The organism is Kushneria aurantia DSM 21353, assembly GCF_000382245.1.
GTDB lineage: Bacteria > Pseudomonadota > Gammaproteobacteria > Pseudomonadales > Halomonadaceae > Kushneria > Kushneria aurantia.
Genome location: NZ_KB907872.1, coordinates 95,141 through 113,709, shown reverse-complemented (window position 1 = coordinate 113,709; position 18,569 = coordinate 95,141). Strand labels below are relative to the sequence as shown.

General features: G+C 64.5%; 14 protein-coding genes and 2 pseudogenes. 9 read left to right on the top strand and 7 right to left on the bottom strand.

Features of this window, described 5'->3' with window-relative positions; all coding sequences use genetic code 11:
- A pseudogene (locus H146_RS22145) lies at window positions 1-280 on the top strand (hypothetical protein); the annotation flags it as partial.
- Here H146_RS22145 and miaE read toward each other — a convergent pair.
- Window positions 267-677: pseudogene (gene miaE / locus H146_RS19015) on the bottom strand (tRNA isopentenyl-2-thiomethyl-A-37 hydroxylase MiaE); the annotation flags it as partial. The pseudogenes H146_RS22145 and miaE sit on opposite strands and share 14 nt — an antisense overlap.
- A gap of 281 nt (window positions 678-958) precedes the next feature.
- On the opposite strand from miaE, the gene H146_RS0109725 reads away from it, so the two are divergent.
- Window positions 959-1,537, top strand: coding sequence for an outer membrane beta-barrel protein (locus tag H146_RS0109725; protein WP_019951690.1), 579 nt, complete (start codon window positions 959-961; stop codon window positions 1,535-1,537).
- Window positions 1,538-1,836: 299 nt separating this feature from the next.
- On the opposite strand, the gene H146_RS0109720 is transcribed toward H146_RS0109725, so the two are convergent.
- Window positions 1,837-2,019 (bottom strand): hypothetical protein, encoded by a 183-nt coding sequence (locus tag H146_RS0109720; protein ID WP_019951689.1) that lies wholly within the window; start codon window positions 2,017-2,019, stop codon window positions 1,837-1,839.
- 174 nt (window positions 2,020-2,193) lie between these two features.
- On the opposite strand from H146_RS0109720, the gene H146_RS0109715 reads away from it, so the two are divergent.
- Together H146_RS0109715 and H146_RS0109710 are read left to right on the top strand one after the other, a co-directional pair.
- Window positions 2,194-3,900, top strand: a complete 1,707-nt coding sequence (locus H146_RS0109715) for a proline--tRNA ligase (protein WP_019951688.1) — start codon at window positions 2,194-2,196, stop codon at window positions 3,898-3,900.
- The gene (locus H146_RS0109710; protein ID WP_019951687.1) at window positions 3,872-4,474 is read left to right on the top strand and encodes a lytic transglycosylase domain-containing protein; all 603 of its coding nucleotides are present in this window, start codon (window positions 3,872-3,874) and stop codon (window positions 4,472-4,474) included. The genes H146_RS0109715 and H146_RS0109710 overlap by 29 nt, the downstream gene beginning before the upstream one ends.
- Window positions 4,475-4,479: 5 nt before the next feature.
- Here the strand turns inward: H146_RS0109710 and rfaH are convergent, their stop codons facing one another.
- Window positions 4,480-4,998: a transcription/translation regulatory transformer protein RfaH gene (gene rfaH / locus H146_RS0109705; protein WP_019951686.1), complete on the bottom strand. Its 519-nt coding sequence runs from the start codon at window positions 4,996-4,998 to the stop codon at window positions 4,480-4,482.
- A 121-nt stretch (window positions 4,999-5,119) separates the two neighbouring features.
- On the opposite strand from rfaH, the gene H146_RS0109700 reads away from it, so the two are divergent.
- Window positions 5,120-6,358 carry an AmpG family muropeptide MFS transporter gene (locus H146_RS0109700; RefSeq protein ID WP_019951685.1) on the top strand — a complete coding sequence of 413 codons (1,239 nt, stop codon included), beginning with the start codon at window positions 5,120-5,122 and terminating at the stop codon, window positions 6,356-6,358.
- 65 nt (window positions 6,359-6,423) lie between these two features.
- Window positions 6,424-7,539 carry a murein transglycosylase A gene (mltA, locus tag H146_RS0109695; RefSeq protein WP_019951684.1) on the top strand — a complete coding sequence of 372 codons (1,116 nt, stop codon included), beginning with the start codon at window positions 6,424-6,426 and terminating at the stop codon, window positions 7,537-7,539.
- Window positions 7,540-7,546: 7 nt separating this feature from the next.
- Here mltA and H146_RS0109690 read toward each other — a convergent pair whose 3' ends face one another.
- The gene (locus H146_RS0109690) at window positions 7,547-9,382 is read right to left on the bottom strand and encodes an SEC-C domain-containing protein (RefSeq protein WP_019951683.1); all 1,836 of its coding nucleotides are present in this window, start codon (window positions 9,380-9,382) and stop codon (window positions 7,547-7,549) included.
- A gap of 228 nt (window positions 9,383-9,610) precedes the next feature.
- Between H146_RS0109690 and H146_RS0109685 the strand changes: the two genes are divergently transcribed.
- The 3 genes from H146_RS0109685 (at window position 9,611) to H146_RS0109675 (ending at window position 13,993) form a co-directional block, all read left to right on the top strand.
- Window positions 9,611-11,503, top strand: a complete 1,893-nt coding sequence (locus tag H146_RS0109685) for a hypothetical protein (RefSeq protein ID WP_019951682.1) — start codon at window positions 9,611-9,613, stop codon at window positions 11,501-11,503.
- A gap of 110 nt (window positions 11,504-11,613) precedes the next feature.
- Entirely contained in the window at window positions 11,614-12,042 is a 429-nt protein-coding gene (locus tag H146_RS0109680) for a DUF2951 family protein (protein WP_019951681.1), read from the top strand.
- Between the two features lie 22 nt (window positions 12,043-12,064).
- A complete protein-coding gene (locus H146_RS0109675) occupies window positions 12,065-13,993 on the top strand; it encodes a DNA topoisomerase III (RefSeq protein WP_019951680.1) in 1,929 nt (642 codons plus the stop codon).
- Window positions 13,994-14,055: 62 nt separating this feature from the next.
- Here the strand turns inward: H146_RS0109675 and H146_RS0109670 are convergent, their stop codons facing one another.
- The 3 genes from H146_RS0109670 to mazG all read right to left on the bottom strand — a co-directional run bounded on the left by H146_RS0109670 (window position 14,056) and on the right by mazG (window position 18,560).
- Entirely contained in the window at window positions 14,056-14,688 is a 633-nt protein-coding gene (locus tag H146_RS0109670) for a superoxide dismutase (protein WP_019951679.1), read from the bottom strand.
- Window positions 14,689-14,915: 227 nt separating this feature from the next.
- A complete protein-coding gene (gene ppc, locus H146_RS0109665; RefSeq protein WP_019951678.1) occupies window positions 14,916-17,618 on the bottom strand; it encodes a phosphoenolpyruvate carboxylase in 2,703 nt (900 codons plus the stop codon).
- Window positions 17,619-17,726: 108 nt separating this feature from the next.
- Window positions 17,727-18,560, bottom strand: a complete 834-nt coding sequence (gene mazG, locus H146_RS0109660; protein WP_019951677.1) for a nucleoside triphosphate pyrophosphohydrolase — start codon at window positions 18,558-18,560, stop codon at window positions 17,727-17,729.
- Between the last annotated feature and the right edge of the window lie 9 nt (window positions 18,561-18,569).

Genomic DNA, 18,569 nt, shown 5'->3' with positions numbered 1-18,569 from the left:
TATAGAACCCATCATCGGTCACATGAAAAGCGAAGGATTGCTGTCACGCTGTTATCTGAAAGGGCGCAAGGGCGATCGGATTCATGCGCTGCTGTGTGGTGTCGGCATGAATTTGAGGAAAGTCATGAAGAAGCTCAGGGAGCTTCTTTTTGTCTGTTACTTTTTCCGCTTTTCAGGTCTATTTTGGCGTTATGTCCGGTCAATGATCTTCAATTTTTTGTGCTCATTGGCCAGTATAAGGAGAGCCGAATTCGACTCCCCGGAAAAAATCGGGGTTTAGCAGGGGCGACGATATAGGCACCGATGATGAGCACATCGATCAGCCGACCCGGCTCCTGCTCACGGACGTGCTCGCGTAGCCCACCGGCATAGCGTGAAGCGCTCAGATGCTGGTAGTCGATGCCCCTTTCACGCATCAGGTTGACCACCTGCTCGAAATGCAAAAGCTCCTCCCGTGCCAGCTGCGACATTTTGGTCAGCAGCTCGCTGTGCCCGGTGTAGCGATACATCAGGCTCATGGCGGTGGAAGCGGCCTTCTTTTCGCACTGGGCGTGGTCAATCATCAGCAGGCGCTCGTTGCCCAGCGCCGCATCGATCCACGCCTGCGGCGTGCGACAGGGAAGAAAGGCGAGCAGTTCGTCGGGCATGAGGGTGTCAAACGACTGGGTAGCAGACATGTCGGTACTCACGGTTGGGCAAATCACGGGCACGGATTGTAGCGCTGCCACTACCGTCACCCCAGTCCCCACCTGCCATTAACCCGGTGACGTCATCCAACTGTAAAATTTTGCAATCGCAGTCGATAGAAAATGCAATCTGCGCCATGATTTACGGGACGCAAAAGGCGTGCTAAAAGTTGTTCAGAAACACCGTTCCGTAACCGGGATATCGATCCCGACTTTGCTTGACCGGGAGCAGGAAGCTCCCGCCAATGCAGGACTCATGCAAGGAGATCATGATGAAAGGATTTACTCTGGTTGTTGCACCGCTGTTCGCCTCTGCCGTGGCCATGGCACCGCTGGCGATGGCTGATACCTCCAACGGCATCTACTCCGGCGTCGGCGTGGGTAACACCATCGTTCACGACGCCAACGTTTCAGGTTTCAGCGACAACGCTACCCTGACCAACAGCCGCGTCAGCGACAACAACGATACCGCCCAGAGCGCCTTCGTGGGCTACAAGTTCAACGACTGGTTCTCCACCGAGATCAACTACGCCGATCTGGGCGAGATCGACTACACCAGTGACCAGGGCAGCGGTAACTACAAGACCAAAACCTACAGCCTCAGCGCCATCGGCGAACTGCCGCTGTTCTACGGCGTCTCCGGCTACGCTCGCGTGGGTGCCGCCTACTGGGATGCCGATGCCGAAGGTCCGGCCAGCAACCAGTACGGCACCGATCCGGTTTACGGTCTGGGCCTCAAGTACCAGTTCGAGACCGTGCCGGTCTTCGCCCGCGCCGAATACCGTCGCTACGACATGGACAGCGACTACCGGCTCGACGCCACCATGGCATCGGTCGGCGTCCAGTTCTGATCAGCGCTTATCCCTCCGCTACTGTCAACGGCACCCTTGGGGGTGCCGTTGAGCCTGCTGACAAAGTTGCTGTCGGATCGGAAAAGCCTTTCACGAGGGCGCTATAAATCCTTCCATGGACGCTAAATTCGCCATCCCTGGCGAATAACCCTCGTTGCAGGCTGTTTCCGACCCTCTCCGCAAGGTCTTCACAAGGCTTTTACGGGCTTTGTCATCAATCCGAACGGCCCCTTCGGGGTGCCGTTTTGCTTCCAGCAGCATGACGCTGCTGCAAGGGGCATTTATCTCTCGACTGACGCTCAGTAGTTGCAGCTACTGGGACCATCCGGGTCGGGCATGCAGGCGCGCTGCCCCGAACTGGTGCCCTGATCGTTGACCGTTGGCGACTCGAAAACGAACTCGGTATCGTCACGGCTGGCACAGCCACCCAGCACTGCCAGCGCCATCAAAATCGTCATTGCCGCTGCGGTCAGCCTCATCATAAGCGCTCCTCTCTTTTTACATACCGGTTCGCAAGAGTATAGGCCGCTCAACCCGATAACGGTATATCGTCGACCGCAAGCGCCACGCTCGCCGCGGCGGCGTTTTGCCGACGCCTGCCACTTGACCGTACAATTGCCCTCACTTTCACCTGTACCGAGGGACAACCGGGACTCATGCGCGCCAGTCAACTGCTACTCTCGACACTCAAGGAAACGCCCGCCGACGCTGATATCGTCAGCCATCAGCTGATGCTGCGCGCCGGCATGATTCGCAAGCTGGGTGCAGGGCTCTACACCTGGTTGCCACTGGGGCTGCGTACCCTGCGCAAGGTAGAGCGGGTGGTGCGCGAGGAGATGGACCGCGCCGGCGCCCAGGAGGTGCTGATGCCGGCCGTGCAGCCTGCCGAACTGTGGCAGGAGTCGGGCCGCTGGGATCAGTACGGCAACCTGCTGCTGCGCATTCGCGACCGTCACCAACGCGACTACTGTTACGGCCCCACTCATGAGGAAGTGATCACCGATCTGGTGCGCAACGAAATTCGTTCGTGGCGCCAGCTGCCCAGCAATTTCTATCAGATCCAGACCAAGTTTCGTGACGAAATTCGCCCGCGCTTCGGTGTCATGCGCGCGCGTGAATTCATCATGAAAGACGCCTACTCCTTCGACCTCGACACAGCATCGATGGCGCAGTCCTATCAGCGCATGTTCGATGCCTATGTACGTATCTTCACCCGCCTGAGGCTCGATTTTCGCGCCGTTCAGGCCGATAACGGCGAGATCGGTGGCAGCGGCTCGCATGAGTTTCACGTGCTGGCCGATTCCGGCGAGGACGCCGTTATCTTCTCCAGCGAATCGGACTACGCCGCCAACATCGAAAAGGCCGAGGCGGTACCCGAGCGCCGCGAGCGCCCGGCGCCGAGCGAAGCGCTGCGCCGTGTCGACACGCCCGGCGTGCGCACCATCGCCGCACTGGTGAAAGAGCACGGGCTGAACATCGAACAGACCGTCAAGACGCTGATGGTGCACGGCAGCAAAGGCGGCCTGGTGGCGCTGATGGTACGCGGCGACCACCAGCTCAACGAGATCAAGGCGGAGAAACTCGAAGCGGTCGCTACCCCCCTGAGCATGGCAAGCGAAGCGGAGATTCGCACTGCGGTGGGCGCCGGGCCGGGCTCGCTGGGGCCGATCGGCCTCGACATGCCGCTGGTGATCGACCGCAGCGTGGCGATGATGAGCGACTTCGGCGCCGGCGCCAACAGCGACGACGAGCACTTTTTCGGCATCAACTGGGAGCGCGACCTGCCGCTGCCGCTCGTTGCCGATCTGCGCAACGTCGAAGCCGGCGATCTCTCGCCAGACGGCCGAGGCACGCTCTCCATCGCCCGCGGTATCGAGGTGGGCCACGTCTTCCAGCTGGGCAGCAAATACTCCGAGGCGCTGGGCGCCACGGTGCTCGACAGCAGCGGACAGGCCGTACCGCTCCAGATGGGCTGTTACGGCATTGGCGTCTCCCGCGTGGTGGCGGCCGCCATCGAACAGCATCACGACGAGCGCGGTATGACCCTGCCGGCGACGCTGGCGCCCTATCAGCTGGCGCTGGTGCCGATGAACATGCACAAGTCGCAGGCCGTGCGTGACGCGGCCGAAAACCTCTACCGTGCATTCAGCGACGCCGGCATCGAGGTGCTGCTCGACGACCGCGACGAACGCCCGGGAGTCAAGTTTGCCGATCTCGAACTGATCGGCATTCCCCATCGGCTGGTGATCGGCGATCGCGGCCTCGACAAGGGCGAGCTGGAGTACAAGGGACGCCGTGACGCGGATATCACCATGGTGGCGCAGGACGAAGCGCTTGACTTCATTCGCCGGCAACTGGCCTGAGCGGACCGCTGTGGCGCTGTTTTGCGCCACACTGTTGTTCTCCGCAGGTGTAAACGGCGCGGCACAGTCGCAACCGGTCGCCCCGGCGCTGATTCAGCGCCTCGCCGGTGCGCTCGCCACCACCACGGCCCATGAGGGCGACCGCTTCGATACCACGGTGTGGCTGACCGACATGAGCGCCCGCCTGCGCCCCTGGCTTGAAAGCCGTGATGAGCGGCTGGCGCTGCTGGAGAAGATTCACCGCGAAGCGGCGCGGGCCGGTCTCGACCGCCAGCTGGTGCTGGCGGTGATCGATGTCGAAAGCCGTTTCGATCGCGAGGCCCTGTCTTCAGCCGGGGCGCGCGGTCTGATGCAGGTCATGCCGTTCTGGAAGACGGAAATAGGCCGCCGTGAAGACAATCTTTTCGATCCCGCCACCAATCTACGTTATGGCTGCACCATCCTCGCCTTCTACCTCGAACGCGAGGATGGCGATATCACCCGAGCGCTGGCGCGCTACAACGGCAGCCTCGGCGAGAGCTGGTATCCCGAGCGCGTTATGGCGCGCCTTGATCATCACTGGTGGGTGGAGTAGCGAGCTCAGACGCCGGCAGGTCGCACCTGATGTCGGCCCAGTGAAACACGGTGCTCACGCTGCAAAAGCTCAAGCAGCACGATGACGCGCTCCTCGCCACGGCACTGCATCAGCCTGCCCTGCAGCTCGCGAAACGGGCCTTCGGTAATCTCGATCGCCTGCCCGGGCTGCAAAAGTGGTCGGGTGCCGGATTCGGCCAACGAACCTTCCCGCGCCATCAGCGTCTCGATCAGCCCCTCCGGCAGAGCGATCGGCTCACCCCCGAAAGCCACCAGGCTCACCACACCGCGCGTCGAACGTATCGGGGCGCGATTGGCTTGCGGCGACAGCGCGATAAAAAGATAAGCGGGAAAAAGCGGCTCTGCGACGGCCACATCACGGCCGCGCCGGCGTTTCTCGACGCTGATCTGCGGATGATAGATATCATAACCCTGTCGCTGGAGGTTTTCGCTGGCGCGAAAGGACTCCCCGCCCTTGCACTGTACGGCGTACCAGCGCACGCCGTCGTCTTCTGATGTCGGCATCAAGGCGTCTCCCGGTTGTGGCCGCAACCCTGGCGTTCTGAGAGAATCAGCGCGCTGAAAGGCGTTGACGTGCGAGCGCCTTGCTTTTTAAACACTCTCCAGCTCAACTGGATGGCACCTATTGAAGTCGATCGCTACAGTCACAGCCGCGCTGACGCGCCATGGTATCACCTTCCTGATGGGGCTGGCCGCAGGGTTGCCGCTATTGCTTACGGTCAGCCTGCTGCAGGCGTGGATGGTCGATGCCGGTATCTCGCTGGAAGCAGTGGGCATGCTGGCGCTGCTGGGCGTGCCCTATACGCTCAAGTTTCTCTGGGCACCGCTGCTGGATCGCTATGAACTGCCGATACTGGGGCGTCGACGCGGCTGGCTGGCGCTGGTACAGATCCTGCTGATCGCTCTGATCGTGGCACTGGCGCTGAGCGACCCGGCGCTGGCGCCGGGCTGGGTGGCGCTGCTGGCGCTGGGCATCAGCTTCCTGAGCGCCAGTCAGGATATCGTCATCGACGCCTACCGCCGCGAACATCTGCCCGAGCGCGAGCTGGGCGTCGGTTCGAGTTTCTACACCTACGGCTACCGTATCGGCATGCTGCTGGTTTCCGGCGGCGGCATGCTGATGGCCGATGCTATCGGCTTCGGCAATACCTATCTGGTCATGGCCGCGATCATGGCCGGCTGTTTGGTCGTCACTCTGCTGGCCCCCGAGCCGCACAGCCATCGACCTGCCGAGCGCGGCCGGCTGCGTGACACCTTCATTCAGCCCATCAGCAATTTTTTGCAACGCCCCGGCGCCTGGTGGCTTTTGCTGTTCATTCTGCTCTACAAGCTGGGCGACTCGGTGGCCTCCAATCTGACCATCCCCTTCTACAAGGCGATCGGCTTCAGCAACGCCGAGATCGGCGCTACCGCCAAGATATTCGGCTTCTGGCCGCTGCTGGGCGGCATCTTCATTGGCGGGCTGATCATTTTGCGGCTGGGTATCTACCGCTCGCTATGGTGGTTCGGCCTTTTGCAAATGGTCTCGACGGCCGGTTTCATCTGGCTCAACCATGTCGGCCACTCCATTCCCGCCCTGGCGGCGGTGGTCAGCTTCGAAAATGCCGCCGCCGGCATGGGCACCGCCGCCTTTCTCGCCTTTATGGCGGCGCTCACCGACAAGCGCTTCACCGCCGCCCAGTACGCCCTGCTCTCCTCCATCATGGGGCTGCCGCGCGCCGTGATCTCGGCGCCCGGCGGAATTCTTGCCGAGGCGGTAGGCTGGGATCTGTTTTTTCTGATCTGCACCCTGGTCGCCATTCCGGGGCTGGCGATCCTCTGGTATTTTCGCCAGTGGCGCGACATCACCGACGGTGCCCGATAGCCGTCGAAGGCGGGCGCCCCTGTTCCACCCTCGCGCGCTGCCCGGCAGCGCGCGGATCGAGACGCATGACCATGGCCCTGTTGTCCTTCTCCCTTTCGCGTCAGCACGGTCGTACTCTGCGCCTGCTGGTAGCGACACTGCTGGTCGCGCTGCTCTACGGCTGCGCCAGTGAACGAGGCTTTCAGCCCACCCCGGTAGCCCCCGGCGACAGCGGCCAATCACCGCTGCGCGCCACCAGTTGGCAGGCCCTGCCCGGCTGGCAGGCGGACAACCTGCTGAGCGCCTGGAGCGCTTTTCTGATCAGCTGTCGCACGCTGGCGCAAAAGCCCGACTGGGCAACGGCGTGCAACGACGCACGCCACGTCGATCCCCTCGACAGCCACGCCATTCGACGCTATTTCGAGCATCACTTCACGCCCTGGCGGCTGGCCAACCGCGACGGCACCACGGTAGGCACCATCACCGGTTACTATGAGCCGGTGCTCAACGGCTCAAGGTATCGCCACGGCCGCTATCAGACAGCGCTCTATCGCAATCCCGATGACAGTTCACTGCTCGCCTCATCGCGCGCCGAGTTGATCCGCAGTGGCGTGCTGCGCGGCAGCGAGCTGGTATGGGTCGACGACCCGGTCGAAGCCGCCTTCCTGCAGATCCAGGGGTCCGGGCGCATTCGGCTCGAAGAGGGCGGCGTCATGCGCGTTGCCTTCGCCGGTGCTACCCGGCATCCGTTTCAGTCGTTTGCGCGCGAGCTGCTTGACAACGGCGAGATCACACCCGCCCAGGCGACGCTAGCGGGTATCAAGGCATGGGCACAGCGCCATCCACAGCGGGTTCAGCAGATGCTCAACGTCAACCCGCGCTTCGTCTTCTTCCGCGAACTCGATGACCGCCATGGCGACAGCGACGGGCCGGTCGGCGCTCAGGGCGTACCGCTGACCGCACAGCGCAGCATTGCCGTCGACCCCAACGAGATTCCCCTCGGCGCGCCGGTATTTCTCTCCACCACACAGCCGCTGTCCAACCGGCATCTGCAACGCCTGATGATGGCGCAGGATACCGGTAACGCGATTCGCGGTCGGGTACGCGCCGACTACTTCTGGGGGCATGGCGACGAGGCGGGTGCCAACGCCGCGCGCATGAAGCAGCCGGGGCAGATGTGGGTGCTGCTACCGCAGCGTTAAACGGCGCTCAATTTTCAACCGAGTCACGCAACCAGTTGCTCACCCAATCCAGCGCCCCCGGAGTGGCACGCCACTGCGCCCGCATCAGCACGCGGTACTGCCAGGCCTCGGCGCGCGAACCGGGCGGTGGCGTCTCGCTGTCGAGCGGTTCGCGACGCGGATTGGCGCGGGTCAGCAGATCGAGCACCCAGGGGTTGGCGCGGGCAATCAGTGACAGCGTCTCTTCGGCTTCTTCCTGCCGCGCCAGGCGGTAAAGCGCCAGCGAGCGGCCCAGCAGCAGCCCCAGCCAGCGCGGCTCGTCGCTGTCGATCTGCTCGATCTCGTCGATCAGTGCCAGCGCCTGCTGGTTCTGGCCGTCGCCGAGCAGCTGCTCGAGCAGCAGCTCGCCAAAACCGAGGCTGTCCTCGCGATCCAGCCGCAGCAGCCGCTCGGAGAGCGAACGGGCGCGGCTGCGCGCGCCTCGCTCGATACCGATCACCAGTCCCAGCCCGAGGCGAAACAGAATACGGTTGTCGCCGTCGTCGCGCACAAAGGGACGCTGGAACTGCTCGATACCGTCAAGCCACTGCTCGAAGCGTGCCACCAGCGGCTCGAAGACGGGATCGAACATCCACGGCAGGTTGCCAAAGCGCCCGGTCAGTGCCATGACCAGCTCCTGCAGTATCGCCGGCGTCGACAGCCACTCGGGGTGCAGACAGAGCGCATCGAGCCATTCACGGGCGTCCAGCCAGGGGTCGCCCACCAGCCCCTCCCAGGGCTCCTCGGCACACTGGCTGCCGAACCAGCGCCGCCACTGCTGATAGCGCGCACGATCGAGATCGCCCTGCTGATATTCGACCCGCCCGGCGCTATTGAGGGCGAGCGACAGCCGGGCGCCGGTGCCGCGCTCGACCAGCAGCCGGGTCAGCGCCTCCAGCGGTTCGGCAAGCTCCTCCTCGGCGTAGAGCATCTGCTCGGCGAGGGTGCCGCCCGGGTCGCGCGCCAGCTGTTCGAGAAAGACCTGCTGATCCTCATCGATAGCGCCATGCTGGGTCAGCCGTCGGCGCCAGAAATCGGCGCGCTCACGGGCCTGCTGCGGCTGCCCTTCATGCAGCAGCAGCATGCTTTCGAGATAGGCCAGCGCCGGCTCGTCGGGCATTGCCTTGAGCGTGCGCACGAAAGTTTCGCGAGCGCTCGGCAGGTCATCACTGTCGAGATAGATGAGACAAAGCCGCTTCAGCGCCGCACCGCGCAGGAAATCGGGGCCGCGATCCACCGCACTGTCGAGCAGTGCCGCCTTTTTGCGGGTAAAGCCGCGCTCCTGATAGACATCGCTGAGCAGCTCGAAGGCCGGCTCGCTCTCGCGGGGCAGTGCATACCAGTCCGGGGTGGCAAACAGCGCTTCCAGAATGGTCTGGGCACGCCCCAGCTGGCCGCTTTCGGCGCTGATGACGCCCGCCTCCAGCAGCGCCTGAGCAGGCGCCCGCCCGCTCCCCAGCGCGCGGCGCAGCGTAGCGCCGCGAAAGCGCTGCAGCGACAGCATCCACATCAGTTGTGGCGGAATCGGCCCGGGCAGTACGACACGGGCGCAGCACTGCTCGAAGCGGCGCCCCGAGTCGCACCAGCACGGCTCCCCCGGCTCCGGGTGAGCCAGTGTTTCGATATCGAAATCGAGCCGCTCCAGCGGCGTCTGGTTCCACAGCAGCGGAGCCAGCGCCTGGGCCAGCGCAATGTCGCCCCCCAGCAGCTCGGCGCCCTCATCATGCGCCCACTGGATCAGCGTCGGGTAGCGCTCCTCGCGACGCAGCACTTCGAGCATTCCCCCGGCGAACCCCAGAAGCTGATCAATCCAGGCTGCCAGCATAAAACATCTCCACCGGGTGTATTCTCTGCGCGGTCTGCGCTGGCCGACGCTCGCCATCACCGTCGATGCCGGCCCTTTTTACTGCACGATAGCACGTCCTGCGCGCGCAGCGTGATGCCCATCAATCCATGGGACTGGCCGACCGACGGCGGGAGTGATAACCTGGCAGCCGCCGCCAACGACCCGTCCCCCATGCTGGCGGTGTCACCAGGATTCGGAAATTCCCGCTTGTTTTCAGCTCTTCGCCGCCGCTCCCGCAATGACGCGCCCAGCGTTCGCCTCGAACGCGAAGGGCGCGATCGTATTCGCCGCATCACCCAGGCCGTCGACAAGGTCGCCTGGACCAGCAGTACCATGCAGATCCTGTGGATCAGCGGACCGGTCACCCTGCTGGGTGCCTTCGTCGGTTATCTGCTCGGTTACGGCCGCGGACCGACGATGGAAAACTACATTTTTTTCATCTCCTACGCGCTGATTACCGGCGTCGCCGGTATTGTCGCCAACTTTGCCCACCATCTGACCCGGGGACGCAAACAGGAGCGCTCCGCTGCCCGGGTGTCGCAGGTGATCGACACCCTGCCGGAGATGGTACTGATCACCCGCGATCTGATCGTCGAGAGCCTGGAGGGCGATGCGCGCCGTCGTGAAGCCGCCGCCATGCTGCTGCGCAAGCACGATCTCTCCCCTGAAGGGGTCGAGCTTGCCGCACTGGAGCTGCTCGACGACCCCGAAAGTGCCCGCCTGATCAGCCAGATCGATATCTATCGGCGCCTCGGCCTGCAGGCACGTATCCGTGATCTGGTGGCCCATAGCCGCGACAGCGTCGATCCACGCCTCAATGAACTGGCCGATCTGGCGCCGGAAGCGATCTCGCTGCTGCGCGATCGCCTGGTCGGCCGCGCTCCCGATCTGCACTGCGGCGTGCCCCGCGACGAAAACTTCATCGAGCGTGTGCTGGCCGCCATCGAGGAGGATAACGAGCTGCTGATGACCCTGCAGGATGTCGAGGAGATGATCATTCTCGGCTTCGAGCTGATCTGCGGCCGTCGCATTCCCATGCTCACCTTCCAGTACAGCGGCCGCTGGCTACTGGCGCGTACCCTCGATGACCTCGAACAGGCGCGCTCGCGCTACCGTATTCAGCAGGCCACCGGACTTTCGCGTCTCAGGGCGCTGACCGTCTATCTGGCGGAGTCGCATACGTCGGTGGAAGACGCCGCCGCCGGTCTGCGCGCCGAGACCCTCGCCAGCCGCTGCCGTGACGCCATGGACAGGCTGGCCGAACAGATTCAGCAACTGGCCGTCGAGGTCGCGGCCGGACACAGCGAGCAGCGCCGCGAACTCAGAAACCGCGCCGATACGCTGACCAACGCGCTCAAACTGTTTCGCACCGTGGAGGAGAGCTATGACCGCATTGGCCGCAGCCACGCCTCGCTGATTCGCCACTCCCAGCGCTGGGAAGCGATGACCGAGCAGATGAGCGACAATGCCACCCGTCTGCAGGTGGGGCCCGGTCAGCGCGGTCTGCGCATTCACGAAAACCATATCGAATTGACCGACAGCGAGAAGGGGCGCGTGTGTCGCCACCTGTCGCGCTACCTCAAGGAGACTCGCGCCGAGCGCGAGCGCCCGCGCGACGGCGATACCCGCATCAGTCCCGAACGCCACGAAGCGGACGTCGAGATGGCCAAGCGCATGGCGATCGAGATCGCGCTGGCGCTCGATCCGCATATCGGCCTGTCGCGCCCGGAGGTGCAGCGCGCCATCAATGCCACCAACGCCGCCTACTTCGGTCATCTCGAACCCGATCTCTCTGCCGCCGCCAAGGCGGCGCTGGGCGCCGCGATGGTCAACGAGATCAACGACGACCTGTCGCGCAGCGCCGAGTCGCTGGCCATCGCGCTGGTGCGCCACTACCACGTGGCACTGGAGCCGGAGGCGGTAAAATTTCTGCATCGCCAGTACGGCGCGCGCGAAAGCACCCTCAACATGCTCTCCAACATCGACCAGCACGCCATGCACCGTAACGTCAGCATGCTCAGCCAGCGACCGCCCAGCGTCGGCAACGTGCCGCGACGCTGGTACCGGGCGCTGGTCAGGGCGCGCCGCGCGCTGGGATAGCAGTCGGCAAGCGGCCACGCTCACACTCTTGAAGCGACGCCCGGCCACCATGCCGTGCCTCAACGGCCGTGGTATATTGCGCGGGTAATGTTCACTCATTCGGAGTTCCCATGACGCTGACGGAAGAGGATATCGCCTATCTCAAGGCGCACCTCGGCGAGTGGCTGGCCGAGCAGAGCCTGGGCAAGCCGCCGGCGGTCTACGAGGTCGAGCTGCGCGAGCGCATGGTGCGTGTCGAGGAGGAGCTCAAGCATCAGCGTGAGCTGATGCGCGAAGGCTTTGCCCAAACTGACAGGCGCTTCGAAGAGCAGCGTCAGGAGATGCTGGCCCGCTTCGAACAGGTCGACAAACGCTTCGAACAGGTCGACAAACGCTTCGAACAGATCGACAAACGCTTCGAACAGATCGACAAACGCTTCAAACAGGTCGACGATCGTTTTGATACCATGATGAAACGCCATGACCGCCAGTTCATGTGGCTGATCGGTTTCATTGCCACCGTCGGCGGTCTGGTCGTGGCACTGGTCAAACTGCTCTGACAACACCGCCAACGATTCCTGCATGCAGCTGATCATTGCCGAAAAACCCTCGCTGGGACGCGCCATAGCCGCCGCCCTGCCGGACAGCTTCCGCCGCGAAGAGGGTGCCATGGTGGGTGACACGATCACCGTCAGCTGGTGCTTCGGTCATCTGCTCGAGCAGGCCGCGCCAGAGGAGTACGAAGCACGCTTTAAACAGTGGCGCCTCGATCATCTGCCCATTCTGCCCACCCGCTGGCAGCTCACCCCGCGGGCGCAGGCAAAACAGCAGCTCGCCCTGCTCAAAAAGCTGATCCGCCGTGCCGAGGCGGTGATTCATGCCGGCGACCCGGACCGCGAGGGCCAGTTGCTGGTGCAGGAGACGATCGAATACCTGGGCTGGCAGGGGCCGGTCAAACGGCTGCTGATCAGCGACATGAATCCGCCGGCGGTGCGCCGCGCCTGGCAGTCGCTACAGGACAACGCCCGCTTTCAGCGTCTTTATCAGGCGGCCCTGGCACGCGCCCGCGCCGACTGGCTGTTTGGCATCAACCTGACCCGCGCCTGGACGCTGACCGGCCAGCAGGCCGGCGTCGACGGCGTGCTCTCCATCGGCCGCGTGCAGACGCCGCTGCTGGGGTTGATCGTGCGCCGTGACCGGCTGATCGAGAACTTCGAGCCGGTCGACTTCTACCCGCTGTGGGCCGATTTCAATCTACCCGGCGGCGCCCTGCGCGGCTGGTGGCAGCCCGGCGAGCAGCATCGCCTCGACGACCAGCGGCGGCTGCTCGACCCGGCAGCGGCACACGCGCTGGCCGAGCAACTGCCCGGCAGCCGCGCCGAGGTCAGCGAGGTGGAAGAGAAAGCGCAGCGCCAGGGGCCGCCGCTGCCCTATTCGCTCTCCACTCTGCAGATCGACGCCGCACGGCGCTTCAAAATGCCTGCTCAGCGGGTGCTGGATACCGCCCAGCGCCTCTACGAACGCCACCGCCTCATCACCTATCCGCGCTCCGACTGCCGCTATCTGCCGCGCGACTATCTCAAGGGGGTTGCCGAAACGCTTACCGGCGCCTGTCGCGGCAGCGAACGGTTGTCGAGCTGGCTGTCGGGGGCCGACACCAGCCGCCGTTCGCGCGCCTTCAACGACGAGCGCGTCGGTGCCCACCACGCTATCGCCCCCACCGGCCGCACAGCGGGCGCGCTGTCGCAGGACGAACAGCAGGTGTTCGAACTGGTCACGCGCAACGTGCTGGCGCAGTTCTATCCCCCCTTCGAGTACCGTGACAGCCGTGTCACCCTGAGTGCCTGCAGCGAGCGCTTTATCGCAAAGGGGAGGCGTATTGCCGCGCCGGGCTGGCGGGTACTGTTCAACACGCCGGAAGAGAACCCGCTGCCGGCCGTCACGAAGGGCGAGACCGGGGAAGTCGTCGACTGCGCGGTGGAAAATCGCCAGACCCGGCCACCGGAGGCCTTCAACGACGCCAGTCTGATCAACGCCATGACCCATGTGGCACGCTACGTGGAAGACGCCCGGGTGCGCGCCACGCTGCGCGAAACCGACGGCCTGGGCACCGAGGCGACCCGTGCCGGCATGATCGAAACACTGCTGAGCCGCCACTACATTGTGCGCCGCAGCGGCTCGATTCACGCCACAAGGCGCGGCCGTGGACTGATCGATGCGCTGCCCGAAGGTCTCTCCGGGCCTGAACGTACCGCCCTGTGGGAGCAGCGACTGGCCGCGGTGCGCGACAGCGACGCCTCGATGGAAGACTTCGTGCGCGACATGACCACTGAGCTCAAACGGCTGATACCGACGGCCGATGTGGAGCGTCTGAAGGCGGCCATGCGCGACGCCGGCGGCGAACAAGCGCCGCCCTCCGAGCGTGATCAAAAGGGACGTCGCGGCAGCGCCGGCAGGCCGCGCAGACGCTCGGGCAGCACCAGTGGCTCACGGCGGAAGAAGTCGAAATAGTGCCCGACACAACAACGCCGGCCCCGAGGCCGGCGTTGTGGCGAAAGCGCTGACGCTGCGTGTTATTTGGCAGCGTTGTAGCGCTTCTCGACCTCTTCCCAGTTGACCACGTTCCAGAATGCCTTGAGGTAGTCCGGACGACGGTTCTGGTAGTTGAGGTAATAGGCGTGCTCCCAGACGTCAACGCCCAGGATCGGCGTGGCGTCACAGCCGCCGTAGGCCGCCGAGGAGACCGGGCTGTCCTGATTGGCAGTGGAGACGACGTCCAGCTTGCCATTCTTGACCACCAGCCACGCCCAGCCGGAGCCGAAACGGCCCTTGGCAGCGTTTTCGAACTTCTCGGCAAAGGCTTCGACGCTGCCGAAAGTGCTCTCGATCTCGCCCATCAGGGTGGGGAAATCCTTCAGACCGCGAGCGTTGGGCGTCATCACCTGCCAGAACAGACGGTGGTTGGCGTGACCGCCGGCGTTGTTGCGAAGTGCGGTACGCTGCTCTTCCGGCACGCGGTCGAGCTGCTTGAGCAGATCTTCCGGCTCCAGCGTTGCCAGCTCCTGGGGGATCTTCTCGAGAGCGGCGTTGGCGTTGTTCACATAGGTGTTGTGATGCTTGCCGTGGTGGAGTTCCATCGTCTGCGCATCGATGTGCGGCTCCAGCGCATCAAAGGCATAGGGCAGTTCGGGAAGCTTGTAAGCCATGGTCCAACTCCTTGTTTGCTCTGAAAAGCGGATTGCGTCCGGCGATCGAGCGTTGCATTCGACCGCCACTTCGTTCAAAAGGGTCAACGCAGCACGCCGCAGCGAACCAACGCGATAACCTGTAAAGTTAGGTCTCTTCAGACACTTTTCAAGACGCGCGGGGCAATATTGCTGATTGCATTCGCCTATGACCCGCTCGCCCCTGCTCATCGGCCCGCCGGGACAACTCAACCGGTATTGCGCAGCCCCGCCGAGATGCCCGCCATGGTCACCATCAGTGCCCGCTGCAGGTCCGGCGACAGCTGGTTGTCCTGCTCGCGACTGCGATACAGAAGCTCCGCCTGCAGGCCGTGCAGCGGGTCGATATAGGGGTTGCGCACGTCCACCGCCTGACGAATCAGCGGTGCGTGCTCCAGCAGATGCTGCTGGTCGCGAATGGCAAGAAGCGTCTTCTCGAGCCCCACCAGCCGCTCGCGCAGCGATCTGCCCAGCGCCCTGGAGGCCTCGTCGCCGACCAGTCGCTGCTCGTACCAGGCGTTGATATCGACATCCGCCTTGGCCAGCAGCATCTCCAGCATATCGAGGAAGGTGCCGAAAAAGGGCCAGTTCGTCATCATCTCGCGCAGCTGTGCCAACCCTGCGTCGCTTTCGATGCGCTCGCCGAAGGCGGCGTCGCTGCCCAGCCAGGCGGGCAGCATCAGGCGTGTCTGGGTCCAGGCAAAGATCCACGGAATGGCGCGCAGCGTTTCGACCCCGCCGGTGGGGCGGCGCTTGGCGGGCCGCGAGCCGAGCGGCAGGCCGGAAAGCGCCGTCTCCGGCGTGACGGTACGGAAGTAGGGCACGAAGGCCGGATCTTCACGCACAATCCCCGAATAAACCTCGTGGGCGCGGGCGGCAAGGCGATCCATTTCATCGCGCCACTCGGGCAGCGGCTCGACCGGCGGCAGCAGCGTCGCCTCCAGCACCGCGCTCAGATAGATCTCCATCGAGCGCACCGCGATGCGCGGCTGGCCGAACTTGAAGCGAATCATCTCGCCCTGCTCGGTCACCCGCAGGCTGCCCTGCACCGAGCCCGGCGGCTGGGACAGAATTGCCGCATGAGCCGGGCCGCCGCCGCGCCCTACCGCCCCGCCGCGGCCGTGGAACAGGGTCAGCGTCACCCCGTGGCCATCGCAGATCGCCACCAGCCGCTCCTGGGCGCGATACTGCGCCCACGCCGCCGCCAGCTGGCCGGCGTCCTTGGCGGAGTCGGAGTAGCCGATCATCACCTCCTGGCGATTACCGATCAGTTCACGATAGGCGGGCATCGCCAGTAGTTCGTCGATCACGCTACCGGCGCGATCAAGGTCGTCGAGGGTTTCGAACAGCGGCGAGACAGGCAGAAAGATACCGCCCCCCGCCGTTTTCATCAGCAGCGCCACCGCCAGCACATCGCTCGCCTGACCGGCCATCGAGATGACATAGGAGCCCAGCGCCTCGCTGTACTCCGAACCGATCACGGCGAAGGTGTCGAGCACTTCGCGCACCTCGTCGGAACAGGGCCAGTCAGCGGGAATCAGCGGCCGGTTGGAGGCCAGTTCAGTGAGCAGAAAATCGCGCCGTTCGGCCTCGCTCCATTGGGCATAATCGCCGATTCCCAGATAGCGGGTCAGCTCGCTGAGGACGTCGCTGTGTCGGGTCGACTCCTGGCGGATGTCGAGCCGCGTCATGGTGGTACCAAAGCAGGCCACGCGGCGCAGGGTATCGAGCAGTGCGCCATTGGCGATCGCCTCCAGCCCGCAGGCCATCAGCGAGCGATAGCAGGCTTCCAATGGCGCCAGCAGCGCCTGCTGTGTCTCCACCGTTGGGCGCTCACCGCTCCAGCCACTGCCCTCCCAGATCATCTGTGCCTTGTCGCGGGTCGCCGCCAGACGCTGCTCGAGGTCGCTCAGTACACGTCGATAGGGCTCCGGGCAGGGACCACCGGCCAGCTCGACCAGCTCATCGGTGGCCTTCCACATCGACAGTTCGAGGCGCAGCTGCTCGACGTCACGGCGAAAGCTCTCGGCGGCGCGGTGACGCTCCAGCAGCAGCACCTCGCGGGTTACCTCGGAGGTGACGTTGGGATTGCCGTCGCGGTCGCCGCCCATCCAGGAAGCAAAGCGGATCGGCGAGGCGTCCAGCGGCAGACGCCGGCCGGCGCGGGCCAGCAGCAACTGGTCGAGCTCGCGATAGAAGGTCGGCACCGCCTGCCACAGCGACTGCTCGATCACTGCCAGCCCCCAGCGCGCCTCATCGACCGGCGTCGGCCGCTCGGCGCGGATCTCGCTGGTATGCCAGGCCTGGCTGACCAGCTCGGCCAGGCGCGACTGCAGCTGCTCGAGACGCTCGGGGTACTCGTCGGCACCGCCCAGCGCGGTCAGACACTCGTTGATGGCGTCGTACTTGCGAATCAGGGTGCGCCGTACCACCTCGGTGGGATGCGCGGTGAGCACCAGCTCGACGCGCATCGAAGCGATCCGCTCGAGCAGCGCTTCGCCGTCGTGACCGGCCTCGTCAAGACGTTCGAGCAGCTCGTCGAGACGCGGCTGGGTGCCGGGGCGATAGTCCTCGACGCGGCGAAAGCGGCCGCGATAGTGCTGCTCGGCGAGGTTGGCAAGGTTGAGAAACTGGTTGAAGGCGCGACACACCGGCAGCATGCTCTCTTCCGGCAGGCTGCGCAGATAGTCGATCAGTTCGGCGCGCCCCTGGGGGTCCTGACGGCCGCGCTTGGCCAGCGCGCGAATCGTTTCGATACGTTCGACGAAGGGCGCGCCGAGATCATCGGCAATGGTGCGACCGAGATTGTCACCCAGCAGCCGCACGTGCTCGCGCAGTGACGCATGTAGAACGTTGTCCGCCAGCGTGCCGTCATCGGCGGGGCTGGAGACGTCGGGTGAGTGCTGAGACATGAAAGGCTCCGTACCGGGCTGGTGGACAAGGCCTTGAGCCTGGCGCGAGCCAGCCACAACCACAACACTACACTGCCCGCCTGCGACCAAAGTCGCAGGGCGGCATAATCACTCGCGCCGTTTGGCGGCCTGCCAGTAGCCCTCAAGCGTCGCCAGGTCGCAAACGCCGATGTCGTCGCCGGCCTCGCGTGCGCACTGCTCGACGAAGCGAAAGCGCGACTCGAAGCGCGCGCCGGTGCCGCGCAGCGCCTGCTCCGGGTCGACGCCCAGATGACGCGCCAGATTGACCACCGCGAACAGCAGATCGCCCAGTTCGGCCTGCATGCGCTCGCTGTCGTCGGCACCAATCTCTGCTTCCAGCTCGCCCAGTTCTTCGTAAATCTTGTCCAGCGCGCCACGATGGTCGGGCCAGTCGAAGCCGGCGCGAGCGGCACGTTTCGACAGTTTGTGGGCGCGCGACAGCGCCGGCAGCGCGCGGGGAATGTCATCCAGCAGCGAGGTCGTGGCGGCCCGGGTGCTGCGCGCCTCGCGCTCGTCGGCCTTGAGCGCCTCCCAGCGCTGTCCTACCCGAGCGCTATCCACCTCGGCCGCCGGAACGCCCTCACGGCGTGAGTCGAGCCGCCCGGCGGGAAAGACATGGGGATGGCGCTCGATCATTTTGGTGGTGAGGGTATGCACCACGTCGTGGAAGTCGAAACGCCCCTCCTCGGCGCCGAACTGCGCGTAATAGACCACCTGAAACAGCAGATCGCCCAGCTCGCCGGGCAGTTCATCGAAGGCGCGCCGCTCGATGGCATCGGCGACCTCATGAGCCTCTTCCAGCGTATGCGGGACGATCGAATCCCATTTCTGGTGCACATCCCAGGGACAGCCCTGCTGCGGGTCGCGCAGCACCGCCATCAGGGTCAGAAGGTCATTGAGGTCGTAGCGCCCATCGGTCATCGCTGTGTC

Coding starts and splice junctions, on each gene's coding strand:
- H146_RS0109720 (WP_019951689.1), bottom strand. CDS start 2,019: ATGATGAGGCTGACCGCAGCGGCAATGACGATTTTGATGGCGCTGGCA.
- H146_RS0109670 (WP_019951679.1), bottom strand. CDS start 14,688: ATGGCTTACAAGCTTCCCGAACTGCCCTATGCCTTTGATGCGCTGGAG.
- H146_RS0109675 (WP_019951680.1), top strand. CDS start 12,065: ATGCAGCTGATCATTGCCGAAAAACCCTCGCTGGGACGCGCCATAGCC.
- H146_RS0109680 (WP_019951681.1), top strand. CDS start 11,614: ATGACGCTGACGGAAGAGGATATCGCCTATCTCAAGGCGCACCTCGGC.
- rfaH (WP_019951686.1), bottom strand. CDS start 4,998: ATGCCGACATCAGAAGACGACGGCGTGCGCTGGTACGCCGTACAGTGC.
- mltA (WP_019951684.1), top strand. CDS start 6,424: ATGACCATGGCCCTGTTGTCCTTCTCCCTTTCGCGTCAGCACGGTCGT.
- H146_RS0109725 (WP_019951690.1), top strand. CDS start 959: ATGAAAGGATTTACTCTGGTTGTTGCACCGCTGTTCGCCTCTGCCGTG.
- ppc (WP_019951678.1), bottom strand. CDS start 17,618: ATGTCTCAGCACTCACCCGACGTCTCCAGCCCCGCCGATGACGGCACG.
- H146_RS0109715 (WP_019951688.1), top strand. CDS start 2,194: ATGCGCGCCAGTCAACTGCTACTCTCGACACTCAAGGAAACGCCCGCC.
- mazG (WP_019951677.1), bottom strand. CDS start 18,560: ATGACCGATGGGCGCTACGACCTCAATGACCTTCTGACCCTGATGGCG.
- H146_RS0109690 (WP_019951683.1), bottom strand. CDS start 9,382: ATGCTGGCAGCCTGGATTGATCAGCTTCTGGGGTTCGCCGGGGGAATG.